This is a genomic window from Rhodococcus sp. BP-160 (assembly GCF_019836205.1).
Taxonomy (GTDB): domain Bacteria; phylum Actinomycetota; class Actinomycetes; order Mycobacteriales; family Mycobacteriaceae; genus Rhodococcoides.
This window is the reverse complement of sequence record NZ_JABUEK010000004.1, coordinates 387,420-413,815: the sequence shown is the minus strand read 5'-3', so window position 1 is coordinate 413,815 and position 26,396 is coordinate 387,420. Positions and strand designations below refer to the sequence as shown.

At 69.0% G+C, this 26,396-nt stretch carries 27 protein-coding genes; 19 read left to right on the top strand and 8 right to left on the bottom strand.

What is annotated here, in order from left to right; translation table 11 throughout:
* The 4 genes from HQ306_RS18120 to HQ306_RS18105 form a co-directional block, all read left to right on the top strand.
* Positions 1 to 317, top strand: a 317-nt coding sequence (locus HQ306_RS18120; protein ID WP_222632969.1) for a hypothetical protein, incomplete at its 5' end; no start/stop codon positions are given.
* A gap of 79 nt (positions 318 to 396) precedes the next feature.
* Positions 397 to 903, top strand: a complete 507-nt coding sequence (locus tag HQ306_RS18115) for a DUF664 domain-containing protein (RefSeq protein ID WP_222632968.1) — start codon at positions 397 to 399, stop codon at positions 901 to 903.
* 62 nt (positions 904 to 965) lie between these two features.
* On the top strand, positions 966 to 1,517 hold the full coding sequence (locus tag HQ306_RS18110; protein ID WP_222632967.1) for a hypothetical protein: 552 nt from the start codon (positions 966 to 968) through the stop codon (positions 1,515 to 1,517).
* 46 nt (positions 1,518 to 1,563) lie between these two features.
* Entirely contained in the window at positions 1,564 to 2,031 is a 468-nt protein-coding gene (locus HQ306_RS18105; protein ID WP_222632966.1) for a phosphoribosyltransferase, read from the top strand.
* Positions 2,032 to 2,041: 10 nt separating this feature from the next.
* On the opposite strand, the gene HQ306_RS18100 is transcribed toward HQ306_RS18105, so the two are convergent.
* Positions 2,042 to 3,352, bottom strand: a complete 1,311-nt coding sequence (locus HQ306_RS18100) for an MCE family protein (protein ID WP_056442420.1) — start codon at positions 3,350 to 3,352, stop codon at positions 2,042 to 2,044.
* Positions 3,353 to 3,418: 66 nt separating this feature from the next.
* Entirely contained in the window at positions 3,419 to 4,447 is a 1,029-nt protein-coding gene (locus HQ306_RS18095) for an NADPH:quinone reductase (RefSeq protein ID WP_222632965.1), read from the bottom strand.
* Between the two features lie 98 nt (positions 4,448 to 4,545).
* On the opposite strand from HQ306_RS18095, the gene HQ306_RS18090 reads away from it, so the two are divergent.
* The 3 genes from HQ306_RS18090 to HQ306_RS18080 are packed head-to-tail and all read left to right on the top strand — an operon-like array spanning position 4,546 to position 7,970.
* On the top strand, positions 4,546 to 6,192 hold the full coding sequence (locus HQ306_RS18090) for an alkaline phosphatase (protein WP_222632964.1): 1,647 nt from the start codon (positions 4,546 to 4,548) through the stop codon (positions 6,190 to 6,192).
* Between the two features lie 45 nt (positions 6,193 to 6,237).
* Positions 6,238 to 7,086: a rhodanese-related sulfurtransferase gene (locus tag HQ306_RS18085; RefSeq protein WP_222632963.1), complete on the top strand. Its 849-nt coding sequence runs from the start codon at positions 6,238 to 6,240 to the stop codon at positions 7,084 to 7,086.
* A complete protein-coding gene (locus tag HQ306_RS18080) occupies positions 7,071 to 7,970 on the top strand; it encodes a pseudouridine synthase (RefSeq protein WP_308115573.1) in 900 nt (299 codons plus the stop codon). Before HQ306_RS18085 ends, HQ306_RS18080 begins: the two co-directional genes overlap by 16 nt.
* A gap of 58 nt (positions 7,971 to 8,028) precedes the next feature.
* On the opposite strand, the gene glsA is transcribed toward HQ306_RS18080, so the two are convergent.
* Both glsA and thiM read right to left on the bottom strand, forming a co-directional pair.
* Positions 8,029 to 9,222, bottom strand: a complete 1,194-nt coding sequence (gene glsA / locus HQ306_RS18075; protein ID WP_222632962.1) for a glutaminase A — start codon at positions 9,220 to 9,222, stop codon at positions 8,029 to 8,031.
* The gene (gene thiM, locus HQ306_RS18070) at positions 9,219 to 10,049 is read right to left on the bottom strand and encodes a hydroxyethylthiazole kinase (RefSeq protein ID WP_222632961.1); all 831 of its coding nucleotides are present in this window, start codon (positions 10,047 to 10,049) and stop codon (positions 9,219 to 9,221) included. Before thiM ends, glsA begins: the two co-directional genes overlap by 4 nt.
* Before the next feature lie 254 nt (positions 10,050 to 10,303).
* Between thiM and HQ306_RS18065 the strand changes: the two genes are divergently transcribed.
* From HQ306_RS18065 to HQ306_RS18030, 8 genes are all read left to right on the top strand, one after another.
* A complete protein-coding gene (locus tag HQ306_RS18065) occupies positions 10,304 to 10,504 on the top strand; it encodes a cold-shock protein (RefSeq protein ID WP_027504730.1) in 201 nt (66 codons plus the stop codon).
* A gap of 172 nt (positions 10,505 to 10,676) precedes the next feature.
* The gene (locus HQ306_RS18060; protein WP_037184768.1) at positions 10,677 to 11,756 is read left to right on the top strand and encodes a BMP family protein; all 1,080 of its coding nucleotides are present in this window, start codon (positions 10,677 to 10,679) and stop codon (positions 11,754 to 11,756) included.
* Positions 11,757 to 11,758: 2 nt separating this feature from the next.
* Positions 11,759 to 13,336, top strand: coding sequence for an ABC transporter ATP-binding protein (locus HQ306_RS18055; protein ID WP_222632960.1), 1,578 nt, complete (start codon positions 11,759 to 11,761; stop codon positions 13,334 to 13,336).
* Positions 13,333 to 14,532 (top strand): ABC transporter permease, encoded by a 1,200-nt coding sequence (locus HQ306_RS18050; RefSeq protein WP_231476227.1) that lies wholly within the window; start codon positions 13,333 to 13,335, stop codon positions 14,530 to 14,532. Before HQ306_RS18055 ends, HQ306_RS18050 begins: the two co-directional genes overlap by 4 nt.
* Positions 14,532 to 15,797: an ABC transporter permease gene (locus tag HQ306_RS18045; protein ID WP_027504732.1), complete on the top strand. Its 1,266-nt coding sequence runs from the start codon at positions 14,532 to 14,534 to the stop codon at positions 15,795 to 15,797. The genes HQ306_RS18050 and HQ306_RS18045 overlap by 1 nt, the downstream gene beginning before the upstream one ends.
* Before the next feature lie 97 nt (positions 15,798 to 15,894).
* Positions 15,895 to 16,542: an SDR family oxidoreductase gene (locus HQ306_RS18040; protein ID WP_027504733.1), complete on the top strand. Its 648-nt coding sequence runs from the start codon at positions 15,895 to 15,897 to the stop codon at positions 16,540 to 16,542.
* 39 nt (positions 16,543 to 16,581) lie between these two features.
* Positions 16,582 to 17,445, top strand: a complete 864-nt coding sequence (locus HQ306_RS18035; protein ID WP_308115572.1) for an HAD hydrolase family protein — start codon at positions 16,582 to 16,584, stop codon at positions 17,443 to 17,445.
* Between the two features lie 15 nt (positions 17,446 to 17,460).
* Positions 17,461 to 18,204 (top strand): siderophore-interacting protein, encoded by a 744-nt coding sequence (locus HQ306_RS18030; protein WP_222632959.1) that lies wholly within the window; start codon positions 17,461 to 17,463, stop codon positions 18,202 to 18,204.
* Positions 18,205 to 18,226: 22 nt separating this feature from the next.
* On the opposite strand, the gene HQ306_RS18025 is transcribed toward HQ306_RS18030, so the two are convergent.
* From HQ306_RS18025 to HQ306_RS18015, 3 genes are all read right to left on the bottom strand, one after another.
* Positions 18,227 to 18,787: a hypothetical protein gene (locus HQ306_RS18025; RefSeq protein WP_051613116.1), complete on the bottom strand. Its 561-nt coding sequence runs from the start codon at positions 18,785 to 18,787 to the stop codon at positions 18,227 to 18,229.
* Between the two features lie 61 nt (positions 18,788 to 18,848).
* Positions 18,849 to 19,775, bottom strand: coding sequence for an ESX secretion-associated protein EspG (locus HQ306_RS18020; protein ID WP_222632958.1), 927 nt, complete (start codon positions 19,773 to 19,775; stop codon positions 18,849 to 18,851).
* On the bottom strand, positions 19,772 to 21,184 hold the full coding sequence (locus HQ306_RS18015) for a hypothetical protein (RefSeq protein ID WP_222632957.1): 1,413 nt from the start codon (positions 21,182 to 21,184) through the stop codon (positions 19,772 to 19,774). The genes HQ306_RS18020 and HQ306_RS18015 overlap by 4 nt, the downstream gene beginning before the upstream one ends.
* Before the next feature lie 155 nt (positions 21,185 to 21,339).
* Between HQ306_RS18015 and HQ306_RS18010 the strand changes: the two genes are divergently transcribed.
* Positions 21,340 to 22,536 (top strand): metallophosphoesterase, encoded by a 1,197-nt coding sequence (locus tag HQ306_RS18010; RefSeq protein ID WP_222632956.1) that lies wholly within the window; start codon positions 21,340 to 21,342, stop codon positions 22,534 to 22,536.
* Here HQ306_RS18010 and HQ306_RS18005 read toward each other — a convergent pair.
* Positions 22,499 to 23,815 (bottom strand): CdaR family transcriptional regulator, encoded by a 1,317-nt coding sequence (locus HQ306_RS18005; protein WP_222632955.1) that lies wholly within the window; start codon positions 23,813 to 23,815, stop codon positions 22,499 to 22,501. The two genes, HQ306_RS18010 and HQ306_RS18005, sit on opposite strands and share 38 nt — an antisense overlap.
* Before the next feature lie 167 nt (positions 23,816 to 23,982).
* On the opposite strand from HQ306_RS18005, the gene HQ306_RS18000 reads away from it, so the two are divergent.
* Genes HQ306_RS18000 through HQ306_RS17990 form a run of 3 tightly spaced genes read left to right on the top strand, consistent with a single transcriptional unit; the run spans position 23,983 to position 26,395 of the window.
* Complete coding sequence (locus HQ306_RS18000) at positions 23,983 to 24,759, top strand: ABC transporter ATP-binding protein (RefSeq protein WP_261770448.1); 777 nt, start codon at positions 23,983 to 23,985, stop codon at positions 24,757 to 24,759.
* Positions 24,752 to 25,492: an ABC transporter ATP-binding protein gene (locus tag HQ306_RS17995; RefSeq protein ID WP_222632954.1), complete on the top strand. Its 741-nt coding sequence runs from the start codon at positions 24,752 to 24,754 to the stop codon at positions 25,490 to 25,492. Before HQ306_RS18000 ends, HQ306_RS17995 begins: the two co-directional genes overlap by 8 nt.
* Positions 25,493 to 25,516: 24 nt before the next feature.
* Positions 25,517 to 26,395 carry a branched-chain amino acid ABC transporter permease gene (locus HQ306_RS17990; protein ID WP_027504741.1) on the top strand — a complete coding sequence of 293 codons (879 nt, stop codon included), beginning with the start codon at positions 25,517 to 25,519 and terminating at the stop codon, positions 26,393 to 26,395.
* Position 26,396: the final 1 nt, after the last annotated feature.

The following is a 26,396-nucleotide window of genomic DNA, read 5'->3' as shown; positions in this document are numbered from 1 at the left end:
ACCGCGCACTCGGCGTGAGGGTGCGGGAGTACAGCGACGTGCCGTCCCGTCCGGTCAGCGTCAGGGTGTTCCCCGCGACCACCGCGTCGGTCGCGGGGAACACCCTGACGCTGACCGGACGGGACGGCACGTCGCTGTACTCCCGCACCCTCACGCCGAGTGCGCGGTACGGCTCGGGCGTCGTCTTCTCGACCACGGGTGACCTGTACGTCCTGGCAGATTCCGGGGTGTCGCGCATCGTCGTGGCGAACGGTGTCGCCACCGAGAGTGCCGCGTCGACGGCCGAACTCCCGGCCGACATCGGCGCCCTGCTCTGACCTCTCGCGAGAGAGGTCCGGCGTTTCCGTGTCCGGGGGCGCGGGCACACTGGGGCCACCGACACGAAGGAGATCACCGGTGGACCACAGAGGCGTGCTCATCGACGCGTACGACCGCATCAAGGAGACCGTGCACACGACGCTCGACGGCCTGGATCGGGAGGCGCTGACCTACCGCATCGATCCGGAGGCCAACACCATCGCCTGGCTGGTGTGGCATCTCGCGCGGGTGCAGGACGATCACGTCGCGGGTGTGGCGGGCAGCGAGCAGGTCTACACCGCGGACGGATGGAACGCCCGCTTCGCGCTTCCGTTCGACGACGACGCCATCGGGTACGGGCAGTCGACGGAGGACGTGGGCAAGGTCGACGTCGACGCCGAGCTCCTCGCCGGGTACGTCGATGCCGTTCATGCGCGCACCGTCGAGTACCTCGACACCCTCACGGCAGATGACCTCGACCGGGTGATCGACGAGAACTGGGATCCGCCGGTCACGCTGGCCGTCCGCCTCGTCAGTGTCGTGTCCGACGATCTACAGCACATCGGCCAGGCGGCATTCATCCGTGGAGTCGTCGAGCGGCGGTGAGAGAGCCCCGTGTCGGACGGCCGTGACATCGTGACGGCACTCAGCACGAGAGGACCCGAACGATGACCACCACCACCTGGCCGCTGCGTTGGCCGGCGTCTGCACGCGATGTCGCCGACGGCATCGTCCGACTCTCCGCGGCGCTGCGAGAGTCCGATGCAGACGCGGTCGACGATGCTGTGTCGGAACTGGCCTCGCAGAACGGTGTTCGCGTCGAGGACGTCTACGCCGCGATCCTGCGGATGCTACTCGAGGCTGCTCATCCCGACGGCCTCGACGGTGACGACGTGGGCGCCGTCGTCCGCGAGGCGGTCGCAAAGGACACCGGGTCGGATCCGTCGGACGTCGTGGCCGTGGTTCTCGGCACCCTGGGGGTCCATCCGGAACCGGAGCGTCGGACGAGCGGGTCGAGCGCCGAGGACGAGAGTCAGGACCCCGACGACCGTCGAGACGACGGCCAGGTGGTCGTGGCGAGAATGGCCGCGGCGCCTGCGATCCGTGCGTCGGCGGCGGTCACGGACGTGCTCCTCGCCCGCATCGGATCACCGATCGAGGCCGTGGTGACCATGGTCGTCGACGACATCGCCGCCGCGGAGACCATCGAGTGGCCGTGATCGCTCGTCCGATCCGGTGGCACCGGCACGGGTAACGTGAGACCCCATGCGCGAGACACTGACGTGGGACCTGTTCGGCACGGCGTCGCGTGAGCTCACACGCACCGTCGTGGACAGTGGCTTCCGGCCGGACATCGTCATCGCGATCGCACGCGGCGGACTCATCCCGGCCGGGGCTCTGGCCTACGCGATGGGTGTGAAGGCCGCCGGCACGCTCAACGTCGAGTTCTACACCGACGTCGAGGAGACGCTGCCGGATCCGGTGGTGCTCGCGCCATTGCTCGACACCGATGCACTCGTGGGCAAGAAGCTGCTCGTCGTGGACGACGTCGCCGACTCCGGGCGCACTCTCGCGCTGGTCGTGGGCTTACTGAAAGAGCATGCGGCAGAGGTGAAGTCCGCCGTCGTCTACACCAAGCCCCGCACCATCATCACGCCGGACTTCTCGTGGCGGGAGACCGATCTGTGGATCGAGTTCCCGTGGTCCTCGGAGCCGGTCATCGAACGGAATTGACCTGCTGCCGTCAGCGGATCGCCACCTCGGCGCCGCGGAGTGCGGGTGCGCCGATCAGCGTCGTCCAGGACGGGACCGCGGTGGGCTCGACGCCGCTGCCCTGTCCGTAGATGACGGCCAGCGTGTCTCGCTCGGCGTCCGACCCGGCGTAGGACGCGTCGGCTGGAACGGGTGACTGCTGGGGGAGCGATGCGTACTCGATGTCCTGCGGGCCGGGATTGCGCGAGGGCACCTGGTACGACCCGTCGTTGAGTCCACTGCCCGGGTACTGCGGGAAGAACCGTCCGGGTGCGGTGACGTCCTGATAGCAGGCGGCCGGCCTGTCGTCGAAGAGGCGCGGTTCGTCCTGGTTGGGGAGGTAGCCGCCGCGCGGGTTGACGAAATTGATCGTGGCGCGCGCACCGGGGTACGGATCACCCACTCCCAAAATGCGTCTCGCCTCCCCGATCAGGCCCGCGAACTTGGGCAGCATGCACCCGAACGTGGGGGAGAACTCGGCGAGCAACTCCAACGTCTCTCTGCTGCCGTCGGCGATGGTGATGATCGACTCGGCGTTCGCCGCGAGCAGGTCCGCGGTGCTGCCGGACGATGCGGTCGCCGACGTCAGAAGCGTGTCGACGGCGGGACGTCGCTCGACGAGCGTGTTGCCCGTGACGGTGAGATTGTCGAGTGCGTCGAGCAGATCGGGAGCCGCGGTGGAGTAAGTCTCCGTCAGGGCGGCGAAGTCGACCAGATCCTGCTGCAGCGCCGGCAGCTCACGGCTGAGGCCGGTGACGATCTCGTCGAGTCGGTCGAGTGTGCGACCCAGTGCCTCGCCCCGCCCGTCGAGGGCCTGCGACAGCGCGCCCAGAGTGGTGGCCAGCTTGTCCGGGGGAATGGCGTCGAGCAAGGGCAGCAGGCTGTCCAGTAATTGGCCGACCTCGATGGCGTTGCCGCTCGTGTCCTGCTCGATGACGTCGCCCTCCGCGATGGGAGTGCCCGTTCCTCCTCGCGGAATCTGAAGTGCGACGTAGCGCTCGCCGAACAGCGTCTTGGGCAACAGACGCGCCGTCACGGACGCCGGAATCATCGGCGCCGAGTCCTCCTCGAGCGCGATGCGGGAGATCACGACACCGTTCTCCGTGGTCGACGATCGCACCTGGCCGACGATGACTCCGCGCACCTTGACGTCGGCGTCGGGTGGTAGCGCGTTTCCCACCGAATCGGTGCGCAGTTCCACCGTCACCACGGACTCGAATGTCCGGGCGTACACCGCGGTGGTGAAGCCGACGAAGGCCACCACGGCCAGAAAGAACGCGAGACCGGCCAGGCGGCGCACCATCATCCGGGAATGGTGACCTCGATCACACCATTTGTCAATGGCCTCTCGACCGTTGACACGAAAGGATCACGGGGCGCTGATGTCGATGAGCACCTTTCCGGTCACCCCGGACTCGACGGCGGCATGAGCGTCGGCCGTGGCATCGAGAGAGAAGCGGTGCAGCGGCAGCCCGTGTGACTCACCGACCGGAAGTGCACCGGCCCGAACAGCCTCGGTCACGTCGTGCTTCGCGGCCTCGAGAGCGGCGGTTCCCACGGTGTACAGCAGCACGAACTGGTACCGGATGTTGCCGACCATGCTCGGGCGGATGTCGATGGAGACCGCGTCGCCACCGTTGTTCGCGTAGATCGCGACCGACGCGCGGGGTGCGGCGACGGCGGCATCGAGCTCCGCGTTCTGGGCGGGAGCCACCTCGACGATGATGTCCACACCGTGCGGAGCCAGTTCGCGGATGCGAGCCACAGCGTCGCCGGACTTGTAATTGACGATGTGGTGCGCACGGGCTGCGGTGGCCAGACCTGCCTTCTCCGGGCCGCTCACCGTCGTGATGACGGTGGCGCCGGCCCAGCGGGCCAGTTGGATCGCGGCGTGGCCGACCGCACCTGCACCGCCGGCGACCAGGACGGTCTTGCCGCCCAGTGCGCCCGGATGGAGACGGGACGGTCCGTCCTCGGACACGGTGAGCGCGCGATGGGCGGTCACCGCCGGGACGCCGAGCGAGGCGCCGAGGTCGAAGTCGGCGTTCTCGGGCAGCCGGACCACGCGATCCGCCGGGACGACGGTGAACTCCTGGGCGGTTCCGGTGGGGCGCTCGTGCTGGGCGAGCAGCAACCACACCCGGTCACCGGTGGCGATGCCCTCGACCTCCGGGCCGACCGCGTCGACGACACCGGCCCCGTCCTGGCCCGGAACCACCTCGTCGAATGCGGGCTTCTGCCCCGGACCCGCGCCCGTCCGCGACTTCCAGTCGGTGGGATTGACCCCCGCGACGACGAGGCGCACCCGCACCTCGCCGACGCCGGGCTCCACGATGTCGCGGTCGACTGCGGTCAGGACGGAGGGTGCACCGGTCTCGGTGTAGACGATTGCCTTCATGTGTGGGGCAACGATTCGACCGGGGGGTCCTGTTCCTGAGAGGGCGCCGCTCGAACGTTCACTTGACCGATCGGCCCCCATGGCATGGACTCACGGGCGTGCACGAGACTTCTCTGAACCGCCGCGGCTTCCTCCGGACCACCACCCTCGCCGCAGGGGTGGGCGCCGCGGCGACCCTCACCGCGCGGACCGCGGCGGCGCAGTCGTCGTCCGTCTTCCGACACGGCGTCGCCTCGGGCGACCCACTCGAGGATGCGATCCTGCTGTGGACCCGCGTCACGCCGACCCCCGACGCGACGCCGGGGTCCGGCCGTGGACCGGCCACCACCGTCACGTGGGAGCTGGCGCGCGACGCCGCGCTGACCGACGTGGTGCGCTCGGGCAGCGTCGTCACCTCTGCAGACACCGACCACACGGTGAAGGTCGACGTCACCGGTCTGAGCCCGGCGACGACCTATCACTACCGCTTCACGGCGGCGGGCGAGTCGTCGACGGTGGCCACCACCCGTACTGCCCCTGCCGCCGAGGCCGACGTCGCGCGCCTGCGATTCGGCGTCGTGTCGTGCGCCAATTGGGAGTCGGGGTACTTCTCCGCGTATCGCCATCTCGCCGCCCGCCAGGATCTCGATGCGATCATCCATCTGGGCGACTACATCTACGAGTACGAGACCGGCGGCTTCGAGGGCAAGAACGGCGTCGTGCGAGTGCACGATCCAGTGCACGAGATCGTCTCCCTCGCCGACTACCGAATCCGGCACGCCCAGTACAAGTCCGATCCGGATCTCCAGGCCGCTCACCGAGGTGTTCCGTGGATCTGCACGTGGGACGACCACGAGTCGGCGAACGACGCCTACGCCACGGGCGCCGAGAACCATCAGCCGGACACCGAGGGGGACTGGGCCTCGCGCAAGGCCAACTCGGTTCAGGCCTACTACGAGTGGATGCCCGTGCGCGCTGCGGGAACCGCGAACAACCGGCACCTGTACCGCCGACTGCGGTTCGGGACGCTGATGGAGCTGTCGATGCTCGATCTCCGCACCTACCGTTCGAAGCAGGTGCTGCCGTTCCAGGGCCCGGCGGTGGACTCGCCGGATCGCACCATCACCGGCGCCGACCAGATGGCGTGGCTGACGGCAGGTCTGACGTCGTCGCCCACGCAGTGGCGCATCATCGGCAACCCGGTGATGATCACGCCGACTCTGATTCCGCCGCTGGACCCCGAGGCGGCGCGAGGTGTCACCCAGCTGCTGGGGCTGCCGGCCGCCGGCGTGTCCTACAACGCCGATCCGTGGGACGGGTACACGGCCGACCGTCGTAGGCTGCTCGACGCGATCCGTACCGCGGGAGTCGACAACACCGTGTTCATCACCGGCGACATCCACTCCTCGTGGGCGTGCGACATCCCGGTCGACGCCGCGGCGTACCCGGCGGCGGGAACGGTGGCGACCGAGCTGGTGGTCACGTCGGTCACCTCGGCGAACATCGACGACTTCCTGAAGGTCCCGGAGCACACGGTCGGGCGGGTCGCGGAGGAGGCGTTCAAGGCCTTCAACCACCACGTCAAGTACGTCGATCTCGACACCCACGGGTTCGGTGTCTTCGAGGTGACGCCGTCGGGCGCGCAGATGGATCACTGGTACGTCACCGCCAAGGAGGATCCCGCGTCGACGGCCTACTTCGGTGCGGGTTTCCGCGTCGGGTCGGGCACGCAGACGGTGGCTCCCGCCCAACCCCTGGCTCCCTGACTGCCGTGACTTCAGGCCGGTTCGAGGAATCTAGACTGTTCCTCCGTGTCGACGCCCAAGATCGTGCTGTTCTACGTGTTCACGCCGCTGCCGGACCCCGAGGCGGTCCGGCTGTGGCAGCACACCCTGGCGTCCGCACACGGGCTCACCGGCCGGATCATCGTCTCCCCGCACGGCATCAACGCGACGGTGGGCGGCGACGTCCGCGCGGTCAAGAAGTACGTCCGCGGCACTCGTGAGTACGCGCCGTTCGCGGCCGCGGACGTGAAGTGGTCGGACGGCCGCGGCGACGACTTCCCCAAGCTCAGCGTCCGGGTGCGTCCAGAGATCGTGACCTTCGGAGTACCGGACGAACTCCACGTGACCGCGGACGGCGTCGTGGGAGGTGGCCGGCACCTCGCACCCGAGGAGGTGCACGACCTGGTGGCCGAGCGGGGGGACGACGTCGTCTTCCTCGACGGCCGCAACGCCTTCGAGGCCGCGATCGGACGTTTCGACGGCGCTGTGGTTCCGGACGTCGAGAACACGCGAGAGTTCCTGGCGCAGTTGGATTCCGGGGTGTTCGACCATCTGAAGTCGAAGCCCGTCGTCACCTACTGCACCGGGGGCGTGCGATGTGAGGTGTTGTCATCCTTGATGCGCTCGCGCGGCTTCGAGGAGGTCTACCAGCTGGACGGCGGCATCGTGCGGTACGGCGAGCGGTACGGGGACGACGGGCTCTGGTCCGGGTCGCTGTACGTGTTCGATCAGCGCGGCACCGTCTCGTTCTCCGACCACCCGGCCGTCATCGGAACCTGTTCACGCTGCAGTGTTCCCACCTCGCGGTACCTCGACACGGACGACGGCCACGGTCGTGGGTTGGCTCTGGTCTGCACCGAGTGCGTCCCCACGTGACCGTGCCGTTGCCGTTCCGCGACGGCCTCGCACCGCTGCGGCATCGGTTGCCCCACGGCGAGCATCCGGCGACCACGCTCGAATACCTGGAGAGCGTGCTGCCCGGCGACGCGTGGCGGGCGACGATGGCGGCGGGGGAGGTGGTCGACGAGCGCGGCCGCGCGTACAGCGAGGACACGGCCTATCGCGCCGGTGCCGTCGTGCACTTCCACCGGATCCCGGAGCCCGAGGTGCCGGTTCCCTTCGAGATGGAGATCCTGCACGTCGACGACGCGATAGTCGTCGTCGACAAGCCCCACTTCCTCGCGACCATCCCGCGCGGGCGTCACATCACCGAGACCGCGACGGTGCGGCTGCGGCGGCTCTTCGACGAGCCGGACATCACGCCGGCCCATCGGCTCGACCGCGCCACCGCGGGAGTCCTGATGTTCACCAGAGCAGCCCGATTCCGCCGGGCGTACCAGGACCTCTTCGTCGACGGGAGCGTGGACAAGGAGTACGAGGCCGTCGCCGGATTCGACTCCGGCCTCACCTTCCCGCGCAGTGTCGAGAGCCGGATCGTCAAGGAACACGGCGTCATGACCGCGCACGAGGAACCGGGTGAGCCGAACAGCGAGACACGGGTGGAGATCATCGAGAGGGTGGGCGACGCGGCGCGCTACCGGCTCTTCCCTCGCACGGGCAAGACGCATCAGCTGCGCCTGCATCTCTCCTCGCTCGGCATCCCGATCCACGGCGACCCGTACTACCCGACGTTCACGTCCGTGGCGCCCGACGACTTCTCGACACCCCTGCAGTTGCTCGCGCGCCGGTTGAGCTTCACCGATCCGCTCACCGGCGACCCCCGCACCTTCCGCTCACGGAGAGAACTCCGGCTCGTCTGATTCCGGCCGGCCTCCGTCCTTCCCGCTTTCCGACCCCGGCCGGCCTCCGGCCTTCCCGCTACATGAGCCCGTTGGGGTCGTCCACCTCGACGTCGTTGCCGTCGCCGCGCAGTCGCTCGATCAGCTCACCGAGCAGCCGCACCGCAGCTCCGTTGACCGCTCGGGCGGGCTCGAGCTCGAAGCCGATGCGTGTCGGCTCGTCCGGAAGGTCGGCCAGGACGCGGCTCATGATGTTCTCCGCGCCGGCGAACCGGATGTCGCCCTGCAGCTCGTACACCGTGCGGCCGTCCTCCTCACGGGCCCGGCGCACCGCGGAGTGACCGGACGGGGCGATGTCCATCATGTGCAGATCCATGTCCCGCGACAGTCGCTCGAACACCTCGACCCCGCGCACGCTGTTGCCCCGGTCGTCGAGTCGTGGGGAGTGGACGGCGATCCCGAGCTGACCGGGCAGCACCCCGATGATCGCGCCGGACACACCGCTCTTCGCGGGAATGCCGACGTTCGCGATCCAGTCGCCCGTGCCGTCGTACATCCCGCACGTGGTCATGGTCGAGAGCACCTGTCGCACGACGGCGGACGTCGCCACCCGCTCGCCGCTCTCGGGATGGACACCGCCGTTCGCCATCGTCGCGGCGAGCATCGCGAGATCGGGTGTGGTGACGTCGATGCTGCACTGCCTGGCGTACCCGGTGACGACCTCGTGTGCATCGCACTCGAGGACCTTCACCGAGGCGAGCATGTGGGCGAGCGCCAGGTTCCGGTCGCTCGACTCCATCTCGGCGTCGAACACGTCGTCGTCGATCGAGAGGTCGCGGCCGACGAACGCGGAGTGCAGCGCGAGGATCCGGTCGACGCGATGCTCCACGTCACGCCCCTCGACCAACGAGTGTGCCGCGATGGCACCGGCATTGATGAGCGCGTTGCGCGGGCGGCCGGTGTCGCGTTCGAGCGAGATCTCGTTGAACGCGTCGCCCGACGGCTCGACGTCGATCTTGCGGTGCACGGCGTCGAGCCCACGGTCGGCCAGCGCGAGGGCGTAGGTGAGTGCCTTCGAGATGGACTGGATCGAGAAGGACGAGTCCACGTCGCCGGCGCAGTAGACCGTGCCCTCGACGGTGACGACGGCGACCGAGAACACGTCGGGGTCGGCCTCCGAGAGGATGCGGTTGCCCGTGAGGACCTCGCCGCCGTCCGAGTCCCGGCAGTCGCGCAGCACGGCCTCCAGGTAGTCGGTGATCGGTGACGTCACCGTGGCAGCCACTCGACGTGCGCGCGCCGGAGGATGTCGTCGGGAGTGACGGCGTGCAGTGCGTCCAGGTAGGCGACCGCGAACGAGCCGGGCGCGGTGGCGGTCTCGGCCGCGATGTCGGCGGCGACCGTCGCGTGCGTGTGGGCCGCGACCGTCGCGACTCCGTGGTCGTCGACCGCGGCGCAGTACGCGGCGACGAGAGCTCCGAGCGAACACCCGGTTCCGGTCACCTTCGTCATGAGGACGCTGCCGCCGTGCACCGTCGCGAGTCCGCCCTCGTGGGCGATGTGGTCGATCGCCCCACTCGCGGACACCGCTGTCGAGTAGGCGAGCAGGCCACGTGCGGCGTCGACAGCGTCCGCCGGATCGTCCGAGCTGTCCACGCCGCGTCCGGACCCGTTCCGCTCGTCGGTGTCGAGTCCGGTCAGGCGGTGGAGACCGATGATCTCGGAAGCGTTTCCCCGCACGGCTGCGGGTCGGTGCTCGAGAAGGTCGCGGGCGAGTGCGCCGCGCCACGGCAGTCCACCGGCAGCGATGGGGTCCAGCACCCACGGGGTGCCCGCAGCCGCGGCGGCCGCCGCGGTGGCCAGGTACACCTCACGCAGCTGCGGCTGGGGCGTGCCGAGGTTGATCAACACCGCGTCGGCCACCCCGGCGAACAGCGCCACCTCGTCCTCGTTGTCCACCATGGCCGCACTGGCACCGGCGGCGAGGAGCACGTTCGCGGTGAAACCCGCTGTGACGTAATTGGTCACGGCGTGGACGAGGGGCGCGCGGTCACGCAGCGCGACGAGCGCGTCGGCCACGGAGGTCGTCGGGTCGGTCATGAGACGGGTATACCCGCTCGGTGCTTCGCGTCACCTCACGCGGTACCGGTGGCGCATGGTCCCCGGTGTGTTGTAGCCTTATCGCAGCTGACAGGTCGTAGTTTTTGTGTGTTCGTGTTCATGCACGCTCGCTGGGAACTTGTAGTTGCGAGCGTGTGCGTCTTTCTGAGGAAACTCGGAGTTCGTCACGTTCAGTGCCGGCCCGGGTTTCACACGGTGTGAAACTCGAAGTATCAGCTGTAGGGAGCAACACCATGACTCAGGGCACCGTCAAGTGGTTCAACGCCGAAAAGGGCTTCGGCTTCATCGCTCAGGAAGATGGACCTGACGTGTTCGTCCACTTCTCCGAGATCCAGGGCACCGGCTTCAAGAGCCTCGAAGAGAACCAGCGCGTCGAGTTCGAGGTCACCTCGGGCGCCAAGGGTCCTCAGGCGAGCGGCGTTCGCGCGATCTGATTTCGGAGTAACCCACCGAAACTTCACACTGGGGCCGGACACCGACAGGTGTCCGGCCCCAGTGGCATGTCCGGGGGTGGGGTCGCACGCAGGTTTTCGGACGGACGCTCGGCGCTCGTCCGACGCTCGGGTTAATGTTCCATCACAGCCACGAGCGAAACGGAGCACACCCGTGCCGAACACCCTTTCCAGAGCAACACTCTCCACCGTCGCAGTCGCGAGCGCGTTCACCCTGGTCACCGCCTGTGGGTCAGCGCCGGAAGACAGCGCGAGCGGCGGATCCGACTCGGGTGACTTCACCCCGTGCATGGTCTCCGACTCCGGCGGCTTCGACGACAAGTCCTTCAACCAGCTGAGCTACGAGGGCCTGCAGACCGCGGCCGGCGAACTGAACGTCGAGCCGATCACGGTGCAGTCGAACTCCCCGACGGACTACACGCCCAACCTGAACAACCTCGTCGATCAGGGCTGCGGACTGGTGGTCACGGTCGGTTTCGCGCTCGCGGACGCCACCAAGGAAGCCGCGGAGCAGAACACCGACGTCAACTTCGCCATCGTCGACGACTCGTCCATCGAACTGGACAACGTCAAGCCGCTGACCTACGACACGGCGCAGTCCGCGTTCCTCGCCGGCTACGCCGCAGCGAGCTACAGCAAGACCAACACTGTCGGTACCTTCGGCGGATCGCAGTTCCCCACCGTCACCATCTTCATGGACGGCTTCGCCGACGGTGTGAAGTACTTCAACGAGCAGAAGAACCGCGACGTGCGCGTCATCGGTTGGGACGTCGACGCCCAGAACGGCTCCTTCACAGGTGGATTCGAGGCGAACGAGGTCGCGAAGAACACCGCGCAGGGCCTCATCGACCAGAACGCCGACGTCATCTTCCCGGTCGGTGGTCCGATCTACCAGTCCGCTGCCCAGGCCATCCGTGACGCGAACCGTCCGATCGCGCTGATCGGCGCCGACGCCGACGTGTACGTCTCCGACCCGTCGGTGTCCGACCTGGTGCTCACGTCGGTGACCAAGGGCCTCGCCACCAGTACCGAGGAAGTGGTCAAGGCGGTCGGCGACGGCTCCTTCGACAACACCCCGTACGTCGGCACGCTCGAGAACGACGGTGTCGGCATCGCGCCGTTCCACGATTTCGAGTCGCAGGTCGATCCGGCTCTGCAGGGTGAACTCGACACGATCCGCGCGGGCATCATCGACGGATCGATCACGGTCACGTCGCCCTCGTCGCCCAACTGACGATGGCGTCGAACGACACCGCGTCCACGCTCGACAGCAGCCCCGGGCACGACCTGCCGAAGCTCGAACTCCGGGGCATCACCAAGCGTTTCGGTTCCCTGGTCGCCAACGACCACATCGATCTGACCGTCGAGGCGGGGGAGATCCACTGCCTGCTCGGTGAGAACGGTGCCGGGAAGTCGACGCTGATGAACGTCCTCAGCGGCCTGTACCGGGCGGAGGAGGGCGAGATCCTCATCGACGGGGAGCGGCGCACCTTCGCCGGCCCCGGCGAGGCGATGAGCGCCGGGATCGGCATGGTGCACCAGCACTTCATGTTGATCCCGGTGTTCACCGTCGCCGAGAACATCATCCTGGGCAACGAGAAGACGACGTTCGGCGGTCGCCTCGACCTCGACGCGGCTCGTGCGCTGGTACGTGAGGTGTCGGCCCGCTTCGGATTCGACGTGGATCCGGACGCGACAGTGGGCGATCTCCCGGTCGGCGTGCAGCAGCGCGTCGAGATCATCAAGGCGCTCTCCCGCGAGGCCGACATCCTGGTCTTCGACGAGCCGACGGCGGTCCTCACCCCGCAGGAGACCGACGAGCTGATGACGATCATGCGTCAGCTCGCCGAGGCGGGAACGGCCATCGTCTTCATCACGCACAAGCTGCGTGAGGTGCGCGTGGTCGCCGATCGCATCACCGTCGTCCGCCTCGGAAAGGTCGTCGGCCAGGCCGATCCGACCGCCACCGACGGCGAACTGGCGTCCCTCATGGTCGGTCGCGACGTGCAGTTGCGCGTCGCCAAGGACCCGGCGCAGCTGGGGGATGCCGCGCTGGTCGTGTCGAACCTGACGGTTCCGGGTGCTGCCGGCCCGGTGGTGAACGACGTGTCCTTCGAGGTGCGCGCCGGCGAGATCCTGGCGATCGCGGGCGTGCAGGGCAACGGTCAGACGGAGCTCGCCGAAGCACTGCTGGGTCTGCATCCGGCGATGACCGGTCAGATCACGCTCGACGGTGCCTCGCTGGTCGGTCGCGACGTGAAATCCGTGCTCGACGCCGGTGTGGGTTTCGTTCCCGAGGACCGCACCGAGGACGGACTCGTCGGCGAGTTCACCATCGCCGAGAATCTCATGCTCGACCGCTCGCACGGCGGGCCGTTCTCCGCTCGTGGCAGCATCGTGCGGTCCTTCCTCCGGTCGTTCGCGTCGGAGAAGGTGTCGGAGTTCGACATCCGCACGCCGAGCATCGACACGGCCGTCGGACGACTGTCGGGCGGTAATCAGCAGAAGGTCGTGCTCGCACGGGAACTCGGGCGCGACCTGCGCCTGCTCATCGCGTCGCAACCCACGCGCGGAATCGACGTGGGATCCATCGAATTCGTGCACAAGCGCATCGTCGCGACGCGGGACGCGGGCACCCCCGTCATCGTGATCTCGTCCGAACTGGACGAGGTGTCGGCGCTGGCCGACCGCATCGCGGTGATGTACCGAGGCACCATCGTCGGCATCGTGTCCGGCGACGCCTCACGAGAAGAGTTGGGACTGCTCATGGCCGGAGGCCACTCCACCGACGCGAACACCGAGGGAGCCGCGTGACCGCGACGGACACCGCTACGCCGCCGTCCACGTCCGAGTCGGTGCTGCGCAAGATCGCCAGTGGCAGTGTGCTGCTGTCCCTGCTGTCGGTCCTGATGGCGTTCGTCGTCGGCGCGATTCTCATCGCCGTCACCGATCCGCAGGTGCGTGAGACGGCGGGCTACTTCTTCTCACGCCCCACGGACATGCTCTCCGCGATCTGGGACTCGGTCTGGGGCGCCTACTCGGCGCTCTTCCAGGGCAGTGTCTACAACTTCCGACGGCCTCGGTTCGCGGACGGTATCCGTCCGCTCACCGAGACCCTCACCTTCGCCACCCCGCTGATCGCCGCGGGTCTCGGTGTCGCGCTGGCGTTCCGGGTCGGCATGTTCAACATCGGCGGCCGCGGCCAGATGCTCATCGCCGCCGCGTGTGCCGGCTACGTCGGGTTCACCTTCGACCTGCCGCCCTACGTGCACCTCATCGTCGCGATCCTGGCCGGTGTCGTCGGCGGCGCGCTGTGGGGCGGCATCGCCGGACTGCTGCGGGCGCGGACCGGCGCGCACGAGGTGATCGTGACGATCATGCTCAACTACGTCGCGTTCTACCTGATCTCGTACCTGCTGCGCACTCCCGGCGCGCTGCAGGCACCCGGCTCCAACAACCCCAAGACGCCCGCGATGATGGACGATGCGATCCTGCCGTCGCTGTTCGGATCGAAGTACTCGCTGCACTGGGGCTTCGTCCTCGTCATCGCCGTGACCGCAGCTGTGTGGTGGTTGCTCGAGAGGTCGAGCGTCGGCTTCCGGTTCCGTGTCGTGGGGGAGAACGCCTCCGCGGCCCGCGTGGCCGGCATCAAGGTCGAGCGCGTGTACATCTACGCGATGGTCCTGTCGGGTGCTCTGGTCGGGCTCGCCGGTGTCGCACAGGTGCTCGGTACCGTCACCACGGGTTTCTCCGCTGACATCGACGCCGGCATCGGATTCGACGCCATCACGGTGGCACTGCTGGGGCGCTCGCGTCCGTGGGGTGTGTTCGCCGCCGGCATCCTGTTCGGAGCCTTCAAGGCGGGCGGCTTCGCGATGCAGGCCGCGGAGTCGATCCCCATCGACATCGTGCTCGTCGTCCAGTCGGTCATCGTCCTGTTCATCGCCGCGCCGCCCCTGGTGCGAGCGGTGTTCCGACTACCCGAACCTCGAGCGAAAGGGGTGAGCTGATGAGCACACTCGCCACGGCTCCTCCCGACGCCGGGTCCCGTCCCGCCGCCTCCTGGAAGCTTCCCGTCGTCCTGGGTGTCGTCACCGTCGTCGCGCTGCTGGCCTTCGGGCTGCGGGGCGACAGCGGCACCAGCACGTTCTCCCTGGCCAGTGACAGCGACTTCGTCAGGTTGCCGGACGTGGGGCTGCCCGCGCGCGCCACGTGCATCGCGCTCGTGATCCTGCTCGCCGCCCTCACGCTGGTCAGTGCGGTTCGCACCCGGGCGGGGCAGCGCACACCGGTGGCGGTCACCGCGGTGTTCGCCGTCGCGTTCGTCCTGCTGTTCCTCACGTGGTCCGCGGTGGGCGAGACCATTCCCGTGCCGGGGCTGCTCCTCGGAACCGTCGCCCTCAGCACGCCGCTGATCTTCGGTGCGCTCGGCGGCGTCGTCTCCGAGCGCGTCGGCATCATCAACATCGCCATCGAGGGCCAGCTCCTCGGCGGCGCGTTCGTCAGCGCGGTGGTCGCGACGCTCACCGGGTCGCCGTACGTCGGTCTCGCCGCGGCACTCGTCGCAGGAGCCTTGGTGGGCAGCGTCCTCGCGGTGTTCTCCATCCGGTACTTCGTCAACCAGGTCATCGTCGGCGTGGTGCTCAACGTGCTCGTCGTCGGGCTCACCAGCTTCCTGTACTCCAAGGTGCTGGTCCCCAGCGCCGCGACACTGAACACGCCGCCGCGCTTCCCCCGCATCGAGATTCCGCTGCTCTCGCAGATCCCGATCATCGGTCCGGTGCTGTTCCGGCAGACGGTCATCGAGTACGTCATGTACATCGCTGTGGCGGCCGTGTTCGTCGGCCTCTTCCGCACGCGGTGGGGCCTGCGGTTGCGCGCGGTCGGTGAGCATCCGCGCGCCGCTGATTCCGTGGGTATCGACGTCGCCCGCACCCGCTTCTGGAACGTCTGCCTCGCGGGCGCCATCGCCGGCATGGGCGGCGCGTACTTCACCCTGGGGTCGGTCGGTGCGTTCGGCAAGGAGATGACCGCCGGTGCCGGCTACATCGCCCTCGCCGCCGTGATCTTCGGACGCTGGGATCCCGTCCGTGCGACGTTGGCGGCCCTGCTGTTCGGATTCGCGTCCAACCTGCAGAACGTGCTGGGCATCATCGGCTCGCCGGTACCCAGCGAGTTCATGTTGATGCTGCCCTACGTGGTCACCATCCTGGCGGTCGCCGGGCTCGTCGGAAAGGTGCGTGGTCCCGCCGCGGCGGGCAGACCGTATCCCTGATCGGCGTCCGATGTTTGTCGGGCGCCGACAGCAGGGAACCCCTCTCCGTGGACGGTCGTACGGCCGCCCGTGCTCGAAGAAGGGACACCCGGAACTCATGTCACGCATCGCAGTCGTCGGCGGCCACGGCAAGATCGCCCTGAAGCTCGCGAAGATTCTGACCGAGAGTGGGCACCAGGTCACCTCGCTGATCCGCAATCCCGATCAGACCGCCGACATCGAGAAGACCGGCGCCACCGCCGTCGTCGCGGACGTCGAGGCGCAGACCACCCAGGAGATCGCCGGAACCGTGACCGGCCACGACGCCGTCGTCTTCGCTGCCGGCGCCGGGGGTGGCGATGCCGACCGCACGTACGCCGTGGACCGCGATGCCGCCATCCGCTGTATCGACGCTGCGTCCGCATCGGGCGTCCCGCGGTTCGTGCTGGTGTCGTACTTCGGTGCCGGACCGGATCATGGTGTCTCCCCGGACGACTCCTTCTACGCGTACGCCGAGGCGAAGGCCGAGGCCGATCAGCACCTGAAGAACAGCGACCTGTCCTGGACCATCGTCGCGCCGTCCGGCCTCACCGACGACGCCGGCACCGGCTCCATCACCACCAAGGAGCAGGGAGCGACGGGCGCCTCGGTCAGTCGCGACGACGTGGCCGCCGTGATCGCCACCGTGCTCGACACCCCGTCCACCGCCGGCCGCATGATCGAGTTCGACCAGGGCGAGACGCCCATCGCCGACGCGCTGAGCTGACTCCCGGTCGGAACGGTCACCGGGTGAGAAACTGGCCCGGTGACCGTTCGACTCTTCGCCACCGATCTCGACGGGACGCTGTTGCGCTCCGACCGGACCATCTCCGCGCGCACCGCTGACGCCATGGCGGCAGCGCGAGACGCGGGGATCGACGTGGTGTGGGCCACCGCCCGTGCTCGGCACTCCGTGCACAAGTTCGCCGAGCAGAGCGGTTTCCGCGGAATTGCGGTGTGCGCCAACGGCGCCGTCCTCATCGATCTCGCCGACGGGACACCCGTGATCACCGAGACGGTGGGGATGGACGTCGCCGTCGGCCAGGCCGCGGTCGACCGGGTGCGCGCCCTCGTACCGGGAACCGTGGTCGCCGCGGTCGGACCCACCTCGTTCGTCGCGGAGACGGGATACGCCGCGTTGTGCGTGTTCTCCGACCATCACCGCGACCCGTCCACCATGGACACTGTCGTGGGTGGTGATTTCCCGTCCGACAGCGACCGGCCTCCGGCCTTCCCGTGGTTGCGGGAGGACATGGTGAAGATCGTCGCCCGCCACGCCACCGTGCCGAGCGTCGATCTCTACCGCGCGTTGCTCGCCGGCGGTGTCGACGATGTCTCGGTCACCCATTCCGGCGCGCCCTACGTGGAGATCGCCGCGCGCGGAGTGTCCAAGGCGACCGCTCTGGCGGCGCTGTGCGAGCGCCGCGGAATCGCACGGCGGGAGGTCGCGGCCGCCGGCGACGCACGCAACGATCTGGAGATGCTCGCGTGGGCCGGCACCGCGATCTGTCCGTCCAATGCCATCCCTGAGGTGCAGGCTCTCGTCGATCGGGTGGTCGCGAGCAACGACGACGACGGCATCGCGGAGTACCTCGAGGAGTTGGCACACCCCCACGTCGGTCAGGGTTAGGCTACCCTCAGCTGCATGACCGACGCAGCGACCAGCGAGCAGACCAAGGGCTGGCAGGGCACGGTCCTCAAGCTGATGGGCGGCTCGGACGTGCTGCTGACCGTCCTCGCGGCGGAGGACGTCACCCCGCACTACCGTCGGTTGACGGTCTCCGCGGGTGGACTGTTCACGCGCAAGCCCGTGCATCCCACGATGTGGTTGCGCCTGTGGTTTCCCACCGACGACGGCAGTGCCTCGCTGCACCACCGTGCCTACACGGTCGTGAACCCGGACCCCGAGAACGACCGCTTCGACCTCGAGTTCGCGCTGCACGACGGTCCGGCCGCGCACTGGGCACGACGCGCCGCCCCCGGCGACACCCTCGAGGCGACCTTCCAGGGCTCGAAGTACGCGGTACCGGACCCGCTTCCCGCCGGGTACCTCATCGCGGGAGACAGCGCGGCACTGCCCGCGGTGAACTCGTTGCTGGCCGCTCTGCCCGACGATCTTCCCGTCACCCTGTGGCTCGAGACCGTGCACGACGGCGACGACGCGCTCCCGCTCGCGGCGACGAGCGCCACGCAGGTACATCGAGTACGACGGCGTGACGGCGGTGCCTCGATGGTGGAGGCCGTCTCGGCCGCAGCGTTCGACGCGTCCCGCCACGCCGCATGGGTCGCGTGCGACACGGTCACGACGCGCTCGATCGCGTCGATCCTGAAGTCCGACTACCGCGTTCCGCGCAGGTCGGTCAAAGCTCAGGGGTACTGGATTCCCTGAGCGTCACGCACGACGGGGGCTGTCAGGGACGACCGTGATACGTCTTGGCCGCGGTGGTGGACAGCAGGGCCACGATGACGAACCCCATCAGGCCGTTGACGATCGCGGAGCCGAACGCAGCGGTGATCGCTCCCGCGGCGAGGAACGGCAGCACGATGATCGCGACGACCACCAGTCCGGCGATCCAGCTGAAGAACGTGTTCGGTGACGGCACCGCCTGGAACAGCAGGAGCATGAACGCTCCGGCGAGGATCGCGGCGAGGGCGCCGTACACACCGGCGATCCAGGGATCCTCCAGTCCGTACATCCAGAACACGCTGGTTCCGGTTCGGTTGTAGACGGCCTGGACGATCGCCGTGGCCACCCATCCTGCGATGAACGTGGTGATGGCGGTGGCGACGACTCCGCCGATGAACGGGCCGACGTCGAACTTCAGTCCGGACGATGCGGGCTTCTGCGGCGCGTAGCGCTGACCACCGGGCTCGGCGTAGGGCTCCTGCCGACCGTAGGCCCGAGTGCGGTCGTCGTAGCCGTAGTTGCCGACGTCGCGGTTGTCGGAGTCGCGCGGGTAGCGATCGCTCATCTGCCCAGTCCTCTCGATCGGCCGCGCACGCGTCAGCGCCGCAGCGTTCAATGGCCCAACCCTAGCTGCGTGTACCCGTCACCGGTGGTACCGCACCGGCCCGTCGGATCTCGTCGTCGAGCGCCGTCGCGATGGTCCGGGCCGTGGCGGGCAGCACGGTCACCACCTCGGTCGCGTCCACCAGGTAGCGCCCGTCACCGAGTGCGTCGATCCACCGTCTGCCGGCGATCGCCTCGAGCGGGCCGTCGCCGCCGTGTCCCACGACGATCTCACCGAGCCCCTCCCGTGGCCCGTCGAGGATGTGGATCACGCGATCGCGGTCGGTGTCGCCACGCGAATCGTGCAGGTGTGACGACGGAGCGCGGACCACGTCGTCGCGGGACACGGACGACGGCGTCACCCGTCCCGCGCGGCGGTGGGGCAGCGCCGCCGTGAGGGTGTGGGTCATGCGCTCCGGTGGTACGGCGTGGACGTGGACCGTGCCGCCGGTGTCGGAGGTCGGTCCCGGGTCCTGGACCACCACGACGGCGAGCGGGAAGGCCGGAGGCCGGTCGGAATGGGGCGGGAAGGCCGGAGGCCGGTCGGAATGGGGCGGGAAGGCCGGAGGCCGGTCGGAATGGAGCGGGAAGGCCGGAGGCCGGTCGGAATGGAGCGGGAAGGCCGGAGGCCGGTCGGAATGGAGCGGGATCGCGGAGTACGAGGTTGCGGCTCGGATGCGCACGCGTCGATCGCTCGACTCCACCCCGCAGGCGGTGACCTGGAGTCCGGGTCCGCCGAGCAGGGACGCGGCGGCCAGCAGCGATCGGTCACTGAGGCGGCGGCGGGCGGCCTCGCGTTCCGCACGCAGATCCGCGGCTGTGCGGGCGCGCGTGGTCCAGGAGAAGGGGAACGGCACTCGATCGCGGCCGATCCGGTCGAGGAGTACGGCGAACTCGAGTGACGTGAGGTGCCACGAGGCGACCCCCGTGGGAGCCGCTCGAACGATCACCCGATCACCGGGGGAGCGACGAGTGGGAGCTCCCCGACCAGGCGGTCGCCGTTGTCCGCCGTGACGAGGTACCCCGCCGTGGTGTGGTCGCCGTCCTGGTTTCCACCGGCGCGGCTCCCCGGCATCATCGCGCCCGGTCCGTAGGCCGTCGCGCGGGTGCCCGCGCCGGAACCGCCCGCGCCGGCTGAGGTCGCGCTCTGCAGGACGGGGCCGGTGGTACCGCCCGAGGGGCCGCGCCCGGACGAGGATCCCGGACCGAGTGTCCGCGCGCCCGACCCACCGGATCCCGCCGATGACCGCTGCCCTGCCGTCCCGTACCCGGCGGGGGTCGAGCCGCGCCCGAAGCCCGCGGGTGAAGTCAGGGCAGGCCGGGATCCCGACGGGCCGACCGGTGCCGTGCTCACGGGTGCGACACCCGACGGCGGAGCTGCGCCGTTCGGGGTGCTGCTCGTGCCTGCTCCCGCGGAGTTCTGGGCGGCGGCGGCGGCCGCAGGCGGTGACCCTGCGACGGGCGTCGCGTCGCCGACCGATGCCGCCGTGGTCGGTGCGGGAGTCGCCGCGAGCGACGAGAGTGCCGACGAACCGAGCGATGCGGCGTCGATACCTCCGCGCATGCCACCGGCCGCCGAGGACGAGGAACCCGACGCGGACCCGCTCGCCGGATCTCCCGGCGGCGTCAGCACCGGCACGCCGTGATCGGCTCGGACGGCGGTGGGGACGTAGGTGCCGTTCATGACCGCCACGGCCTCGGCGCGCCGCTCCTCCTCCTCGGCCATCATCGCGGTGATCGATCCGGCCGCGCCGACGGGTCCGAGGAACGCGGCCGTCATCGCGGTGCGCGCCCAGTCCGACGGTGTGAACGACTGGGGGGCGGGCATGGTGGCGCGGGTGAGCGCGAACCCGTCGCGGGACTGCTCGAGCTTGCCCGCGACGATGTCCATGAGGTCGAGGGTGCGCAACGACTCGGTGCGGTACGTGGTGATCGCGGCGAGCGCGGAGTCGGCCGCCGCGCCCTGCCAGTCGGTCCCGAGCACGGCGCCGAGGTCGTTCCACAGCGTCCACACCAGTGCGGTCGCCCGGGTGTGGGCCTCCCGCCACATCGCGGCACCGGAATCGAGGAGCTCCGGCGTGAGTTCGGTGGTGTACGCGAACATCTCGGGGTGCGACATGCCGTCGAACGCCTCCGGGACCACGACGCTCGCGCCACTCGCCGTGTCGCCCACCCTGGACCTGTCGACGGCCTCGCGGGCGACCCGGACGGCGTCGTCGGCGTGGAACTCCGCCGTCAGTCGTGCCGCGGACTCCGCCGCGTCGCTGTCGTGTCCCGTCGCGAAGTCGACCATCTCCGACGCCGCGTCCGAGATCGTCTCGCCCGCGGCACCGATCACCCCCGTGATGTCGAACCCCATGTTCGTGTCCTCCCCGACCGCGGTGCCACGATCCCCGTGATATTCGACGCGCGGACCGGCCGCACGGTTCCGCGTACGGTTGACGCGTCTCTCCCACGCGCGGCGATGCTCCTCGAGAGATCGCCGACGCTCCCGACACCGAAGGAACGTGCACCATGTCGGACCACTCAGTGCCGGGCGAGGTTCGCGAGAGCACTCCGTCCGGCGGGCCGCCCGTGGGCCGGCTCGCCGTCGTGACAGTCGTTCTCGCGATCCTGTTCGGGACGCCGCTGTGGACTCTCGCGTTCACCGGCGCGGACTGGCCGATCGCCGCGAGGACCATCGCGACGGTGGTTGCGGTCGGTGCTGTCGCCGCGCTCGTGATCGGCATGGCGAAGGGGCACGGCCGGGCACACTCCGACCGATGGGCCCGCATCGGGGACACCCTGCTCGGACTGGTGTGGATCGCGTTCGTGTGGTCGATCATCGGGCTCGTCGTACGGCTCGGGCTCGGCCTCGTCGGGGTCGACGATCCGCTGCGATCACGCATCGTCGCCGGCGCCGTGCTGGCCGTCATCGTCGCGTTGGCGGTCTGGGGACGACGCGAGGCGATGCGGCTGCCGCGCACGAAGCACGTGACGGTGACGCTCGATCGACTCGGCGCCGGACTCGACGGGCTCCGCGTCGTCCTGGTGACGGACACGCACTACGGGCCGATCGAACGGTCCGTCTGGTCCTCCGACGTCGTGGCGGAGATCAATCGCCAGGACGCCGACATCGTCTGTCACGTGGGTGATCTCGCCGACGGGTCGGTGGAGCGTCGACGTGAGCAGGTGGCGCCGCTGGAACGGGTGCACGCGAAGTCGGCGCGTGTCTACGTGACGGGCAATCACGAGTACTTCGGCGAGGCCCAGGAGTGGCTCGACCACATGACGTCGCTGGGCTGGGACTCGTTGCACAACAGGCACATCACCGTCATGCGCGGTGGCGACAGGCTGGTCGTCGCCGGGGTGGACGACAGGACCGCGCGCGGGTCGGGCGAGGTGGGTCACGGCGCGGATCTGACCGCCGCGCTGACGGACGCGGAACCGTCGCTGCCGATCTTCCTGCTGGCGCATCAGCCGAAGCAGATCGACGCGGCCGTGGCGGCGGGAGTGGATCTGCAGGTCTCCGGGCACACGCACGGTGGACAGATCTGGCCGTTCGGGCTGCTCGTCCGACTCGATCAACCGGTCGTCCACGGTCTCAGCCGACACGGCGCCCGCACGCAGCTCTACACGAGCCGGGGCACGGGGTTCTGGGGTCCACCGTTCCGTGTCTTCGCACCGAGCGAGATCACCGTGCTGACGTTGCGGTCGAGCTCTCTGGTGTGACAGTCGTGGCGGCGCCGACGCCGGCCACCGCGTCCGCCCAGTGCCCGGAGCGGACCAGGGCAAGGGTGAGGAGGAGCCGGTCGTCCGGCGCGGTGATGGATCGGCCGGTCAGTTCCTCGACCTGATGAAGCCGATAGATCACCGTGTTCCGGTGGCAGTACAGCAGTTTGGCGGCGTTGGTGGGTGAACCGTCGGTGGCGAGGACGTGCGCCAGAGTTCGGAGCAGTACCTCCCGCTGCGCGGGCGGGTGTCCGTTCAGCGACCCGAGTGCGTGGGACACGACCAGATCCGAGATCTCGTCGTCGGCAGACATGACGATGTGGGGCAGTCGGTCCGTGGCCACCGCGGCGGGAGTGTCGCCGGCGCCGATGGTGGCCGCCGTGCGCGCGGCAGCTCGGTACGCGGCGGCGAAGGTCACGAGTCCGTCCGTCGACGCGGCGATGCCCACCGGTCCGACCGCGCGTGCGGCGAGAGCCTCCGCCACCGAGCTGAGGTCCGCCTTGGCCGGGCACACGACGCCGAACTGAACCCCGTCGCGAATGTGCCAGTGCGACAGTGATGTCACGCCGTCGACGGCGTCCTCCGGTGAGGTCAGGGGTGGGTCACCTCGCTCGGACAGCGGGCCCACCACGCACGCGATCCGATGCTGTGCGGTGAGCCCCAGTGTGTTCCGCGCATCGACGACGAACGCGGGATCGGCTCCGCGCCCGTCGCGCAAGCCGTCGAGAACGGCGAGGATCTTCGTGACGTCGCGCTGCTGCATCCGTGCGGTCTCACGCCGGTACGAGTCGACGAGAATCGTGTTCTGCGCATCGAGTGCGTGCCACAACCGTTGGCCGGCGACGAGAAGCAGTCGCGGCTCGAGCAGCCCGGGATTCGCGCCGCGAGCGTTGACGAGTTCCTCCCACAACGTTCGACTACCGAGGGTGTACGCCTTGAGCACGAGTTCCATGGGGATGCCCTGGCGCGCGCGTTCGCGACCCGTGCGCCGCCACACCTCGGTGTTGTCCTCGCTACCGTGCTGCGTGCCGCTGAGCTTGCGCAGCCCCAGACGGATGTGTTCCCGCGTGCTGCGACGGACCACGGCCGTGATGTCGGAGCCGGCCTGGAGATAGTCGGGGTCCTGCTCGAACAGGGCCAACGTGATGGAGTCGGCGATGGCGTCCGCCTCCGGGATCAGCGTCGCCCACGCGCGTTGGATCGCGGCTCGTTCCTCCGCCGACAGCCGTCCGCGGACAGGATTCAGCCCCGATCCACGGCCGATCGACGGCGACGCCATGCGCGCATTTTTGCGCACAGCGCCCGACGGTTCGAGCGGTTTGACCGAAATTGGTGCCCGCGGCATGACCCTTTTCGTGCGCGGAGACCATATCGCCGACTGTGCGGAGTGACCATAGTGAGTGCCACCGAGATGTGAGGTGGGCCACTGTGTCAACGATCGAGACCATGACCGAGTCCGTGTTCGAGCTGTCGTCCGTCACCGTGTCGTTCGGCGGCATCGTCGCCCTGTCGGACGTCGGACTCGATGTCCGACGAGGCGAGGTCGTCGGAGTCATCGGACCCAACGGGGCGGGCAAGACGACACTGTTCAACGTGGCGTGCGGCCTCGTCGCGCCGCAGTCGGGCACCGTGACCCGGAACGGCCGGGTGGTACGCCGGCTGAAGCCGACCGCGCTGGCGGCGCTCGGTATGAGCCGCACACTGCAGGGCCTCGGGCTGTTCGACCGGATGACCGTGGTGGAGAACGTCATGGTCGGTGCGGACCATCTCGCCCGGACCTCGATCGTCGCCGGGCTGCTCGGACTCGCTCGGAGCGGGGCCGACACCGCCGCGATCCGCGACCGGGCTCTGGCCACGTTGTCCGAACTCCGCATCGACGAGTACGCCGACCGGTACCCGCCCAGCCTGCCGTACGCGGTGCGCAAACGCGTAGCGCTCGCGCGGGCGCTGGTGGGGGAGCCGACGTTGCTGCTTCTCGACGAGCCGGCGTCGGGTCTGTCGAACGCGGAGATGGACGAGCTGGGTGAGCTGGCCCGCGGACTCACCTCGAGGATGTCGATCCTCCTGGTCGAGCACCACATGGATCTGGTCATGAGTGTCTGTGATCGGTTGGTGGTCCTGGACTTCGGGAAGGTCATCGCGCGCGGGACACCCGACACGGTGCGCGAGGATCCCGCTGTGCTCGCCGCCTACCTGGGGGACGAGGTGGACCGTGATGCGTGACGTCGTGCGGGACGAGGCGACCCGCGACGCCCTGACCGTGTCCGATCTGACGGTGCGGTACGGCGCCGTCACCGCGCTCGACTCCGTGTCGCTGAGGGTGCCCCGCGGCGCGGTCACCGCGGTGCTCGGGGCCAACGGTGCCGGCAAGACGACCCTGCTCCGGACGATCTCGGCGCTGCACCCGCCGGTGTCCGGCCACATCCGGATGGGCGAGGTCGACCTCGTCGGAGCGAGTCCGGAGTCGATGTCACGGCGTGGACTGTCGCACGTGCCCGAGGGCCGCGGGGTCATCGTCGAACTCACCGTGGAGGAGAACCTGCGGCTGGGGGCGTTGGGCCGCAACAGGTCCGCGGCCGCGGTGGGGATCGACCGCGTGCTGTCCATGTTCCCGGCTCTCGCGGAGCGTCGGGCGTCGACCGCGCACACGCTGTCGGGCGGTGAGCGACAGATGCTGGTGATCGGGCGCGCCCTCATGGCGACCCCCACGATCCTGCTGCTCGACGAACCGTCGCTCGGGCTCGCTCCCCGCGTGGTGGCGCAGATCTTCCAGACGCTGCGTGACTCGGTCGACTCGGACGGCCTCACCGTCGTGCTGGTCGAGCAGAACGCCCGCAGCGCGCTGTCCATCGCCGAACACGCCGTCGTGCTGTCCCTGGGGACGGTCGCGCGGGAGGGTCCGGCGGCCGACCTCGTCGGCGACGAGGAACTCCGCCACGCCTACCTCGGCTTCTGACCACCCTCACGAAAGGACGACAGAGTGCAACAACTGCTCACCATCGTCATCAACGGAGTGACCAACGGGATGGTCTATGCCGCATTCGCTCTGGCACTCGTGCTGATCTGGCGCTCGACGCGCATCGTGAACTTCGCGCAGGCGCCGATGGCGATGATCACCACCTACGTGGCGCTCGTCGTGGTCGATGCCGGCTACTCCTACTGGGTCGGCTTCGCCGCCGCGCTCGTCTCCGGCCTCGTGCTCGGCGCGCTGATCGAGCGACTGATCATCCGGTACGTCGACAGCGCGTCGCACATCAATCCGGTGATCCTCACCCTCGGTCTCTTCATCGTGATCCACGCGGTGGCGGCACTGGTGTTCGGCAACCAGTTCCGGTCCTTTCCCGCTCCGTTCGGTCTCGACGGTCGGCGCATCGGGTCCGTGGACGTGGCGCTGACGGGCAACGACATCTACAAGGTCGTCGCGGTGCTGGTGGTGCTCGCCGCGCTGGTCGCGCTGTTCCGGTTCACCGATCTCGGACTCACGATGCGCGCCAGTGCTTTCAGCCAGGAGGTGTCGCGCCTGCTGGGAGTGCGCGTGGGCCGCATGCTCACGCTGGGATGGGCGTTGGCCGCGGTGGTCGGGTCGGTCGCGGGTCTGCTCATCGCCGGCGGGTCGCTGGTGCACCCCGGCTACATGGACTCCGTCGTGGTGTTCGGATTCGTGGCCGCCGTGCTCGGCGGTCTCGACAGCCCGGTGGGCGCCGTGGTGGGCGGACTGCTGATGGGCGTCGGGCTCAGTGCGGTCAGTGGCTACATCGGGCAGGACCTCGTGTCCTTCGCGGCGCTGGTCATCCTCATCGCGGTGTTGTTGTTGCGTCCCAACGGATTGTTCGCTGCCGCGGCAGCGAGGAGGGTCTGAC

Coding starts and splice junctions, on each gene's coding strand:
- HQ306_RS18110 (WP_222632967.1), top strand. CDS start 966: ATGACCACCACCACCTGGCCGCTGCGTTGGCCGGCGTCTGCACGCGAT.
- HQ306_RS18105 (WP_222632966.1), top strand. CDS start 1,564: ATGCGCGAGACACTGACGTGGGACCTGTTCGGCACGGCGTCGCGTGAG.
- HQ306_RS18100 (WP_056442420.1), bottom strand. CDS start 3,352: ATGGTGCGCCGCCTGGCCGGTCTCGCGTTCTTTCTGGCCGTGGTGGCC.
- HQ306_RS18095 (WP_222632965.1), bottom strand. CDS start 4,447: ATGAAGGCAATCGTCTACACCGAGACCGGTGCACCCTCCGTCCTGACC.
- thiM (WP_222632961.1), bottom strand. CDS start 10,049: ATGACCGACCCGACGACCTCCGTGGCCGACGCGCTCGTCGCGCTGCGT.
- HQ306_RS18065 (WP_027504730.1), top strand. CDS start 10,304: ATGACTCAGGGCACCGTCAAGTGGTTCAACGCCGAAAAGGGCTTCGGC.
- HQ306_RS18055 (WP_222632960.1), top strand. CDS start 11,759: ATGGCGTCGAACGACACCGCGTCCACGCTCGACAGCAGCCCCGGGCAC.
- HQ306_RS18045 (WP_027504732.1), top strand. CDS start 14,532: ATGAGCACACTCGCCACGGCTCCTCCCGACGCCGGGTCCCGTCCCGCC.
- HQ306_RS18040 (WP_027504733.1), top strand. CDS start 15,895: ATGTCACGCATCGCAGTCGTCGGCGGCCACGGCAAGATCGCCCTGAAG.
- HQ306_RS18030 (WP_222632959.1), top strand. CDS start 17,461: ATGACCGACGCAGCGACCAGCGAGCAGACCAAGGGCTGGCAGGGCACG.
- HQ306_RS18025 (WP_051613116.1), bottom strand. CDS start 18,787: ATGAGCGATCGCTACCCGCGCGACTCCGACAACCGCGACGTCGGCAAC.
- HQ306_RS18015 (WP_222632957.1), bottom strand. CDS start 21,184: ATGGGGTTCGACATCACGGGGGTGATCGGTGCCGCGGGCGAGACGATC.
- HQ306_RS18010 (WP_222632956.1), top strand. CDS start 21,340: ATGTCGGACCACTCAGTGCCGGGCGAGGTTCGCGAGAGCACTCCGTCC.
- HQ306_RS18005 (WP_222632955.1), bottom strand. CDS start 23,815: ATGGCGTCGCCGTCGATCGGCCGTGGATCGGGGCTGAATCCTGTCCGC.
- HQ306_RS18000 (WP_261770448.1), top strand. CDS start 23,983: ATGACCGAGTCCGTGTTCGAGCTGTCGTCCGTCACCGTGTCGTTCGGC.
- HQ306_RS17995 (WP_222632954.1), top strand. CDS start 24,752: ATGCGTGACGTCGTGCGGGACGAGGCGACCCGCGACGCCCTGACCGTG.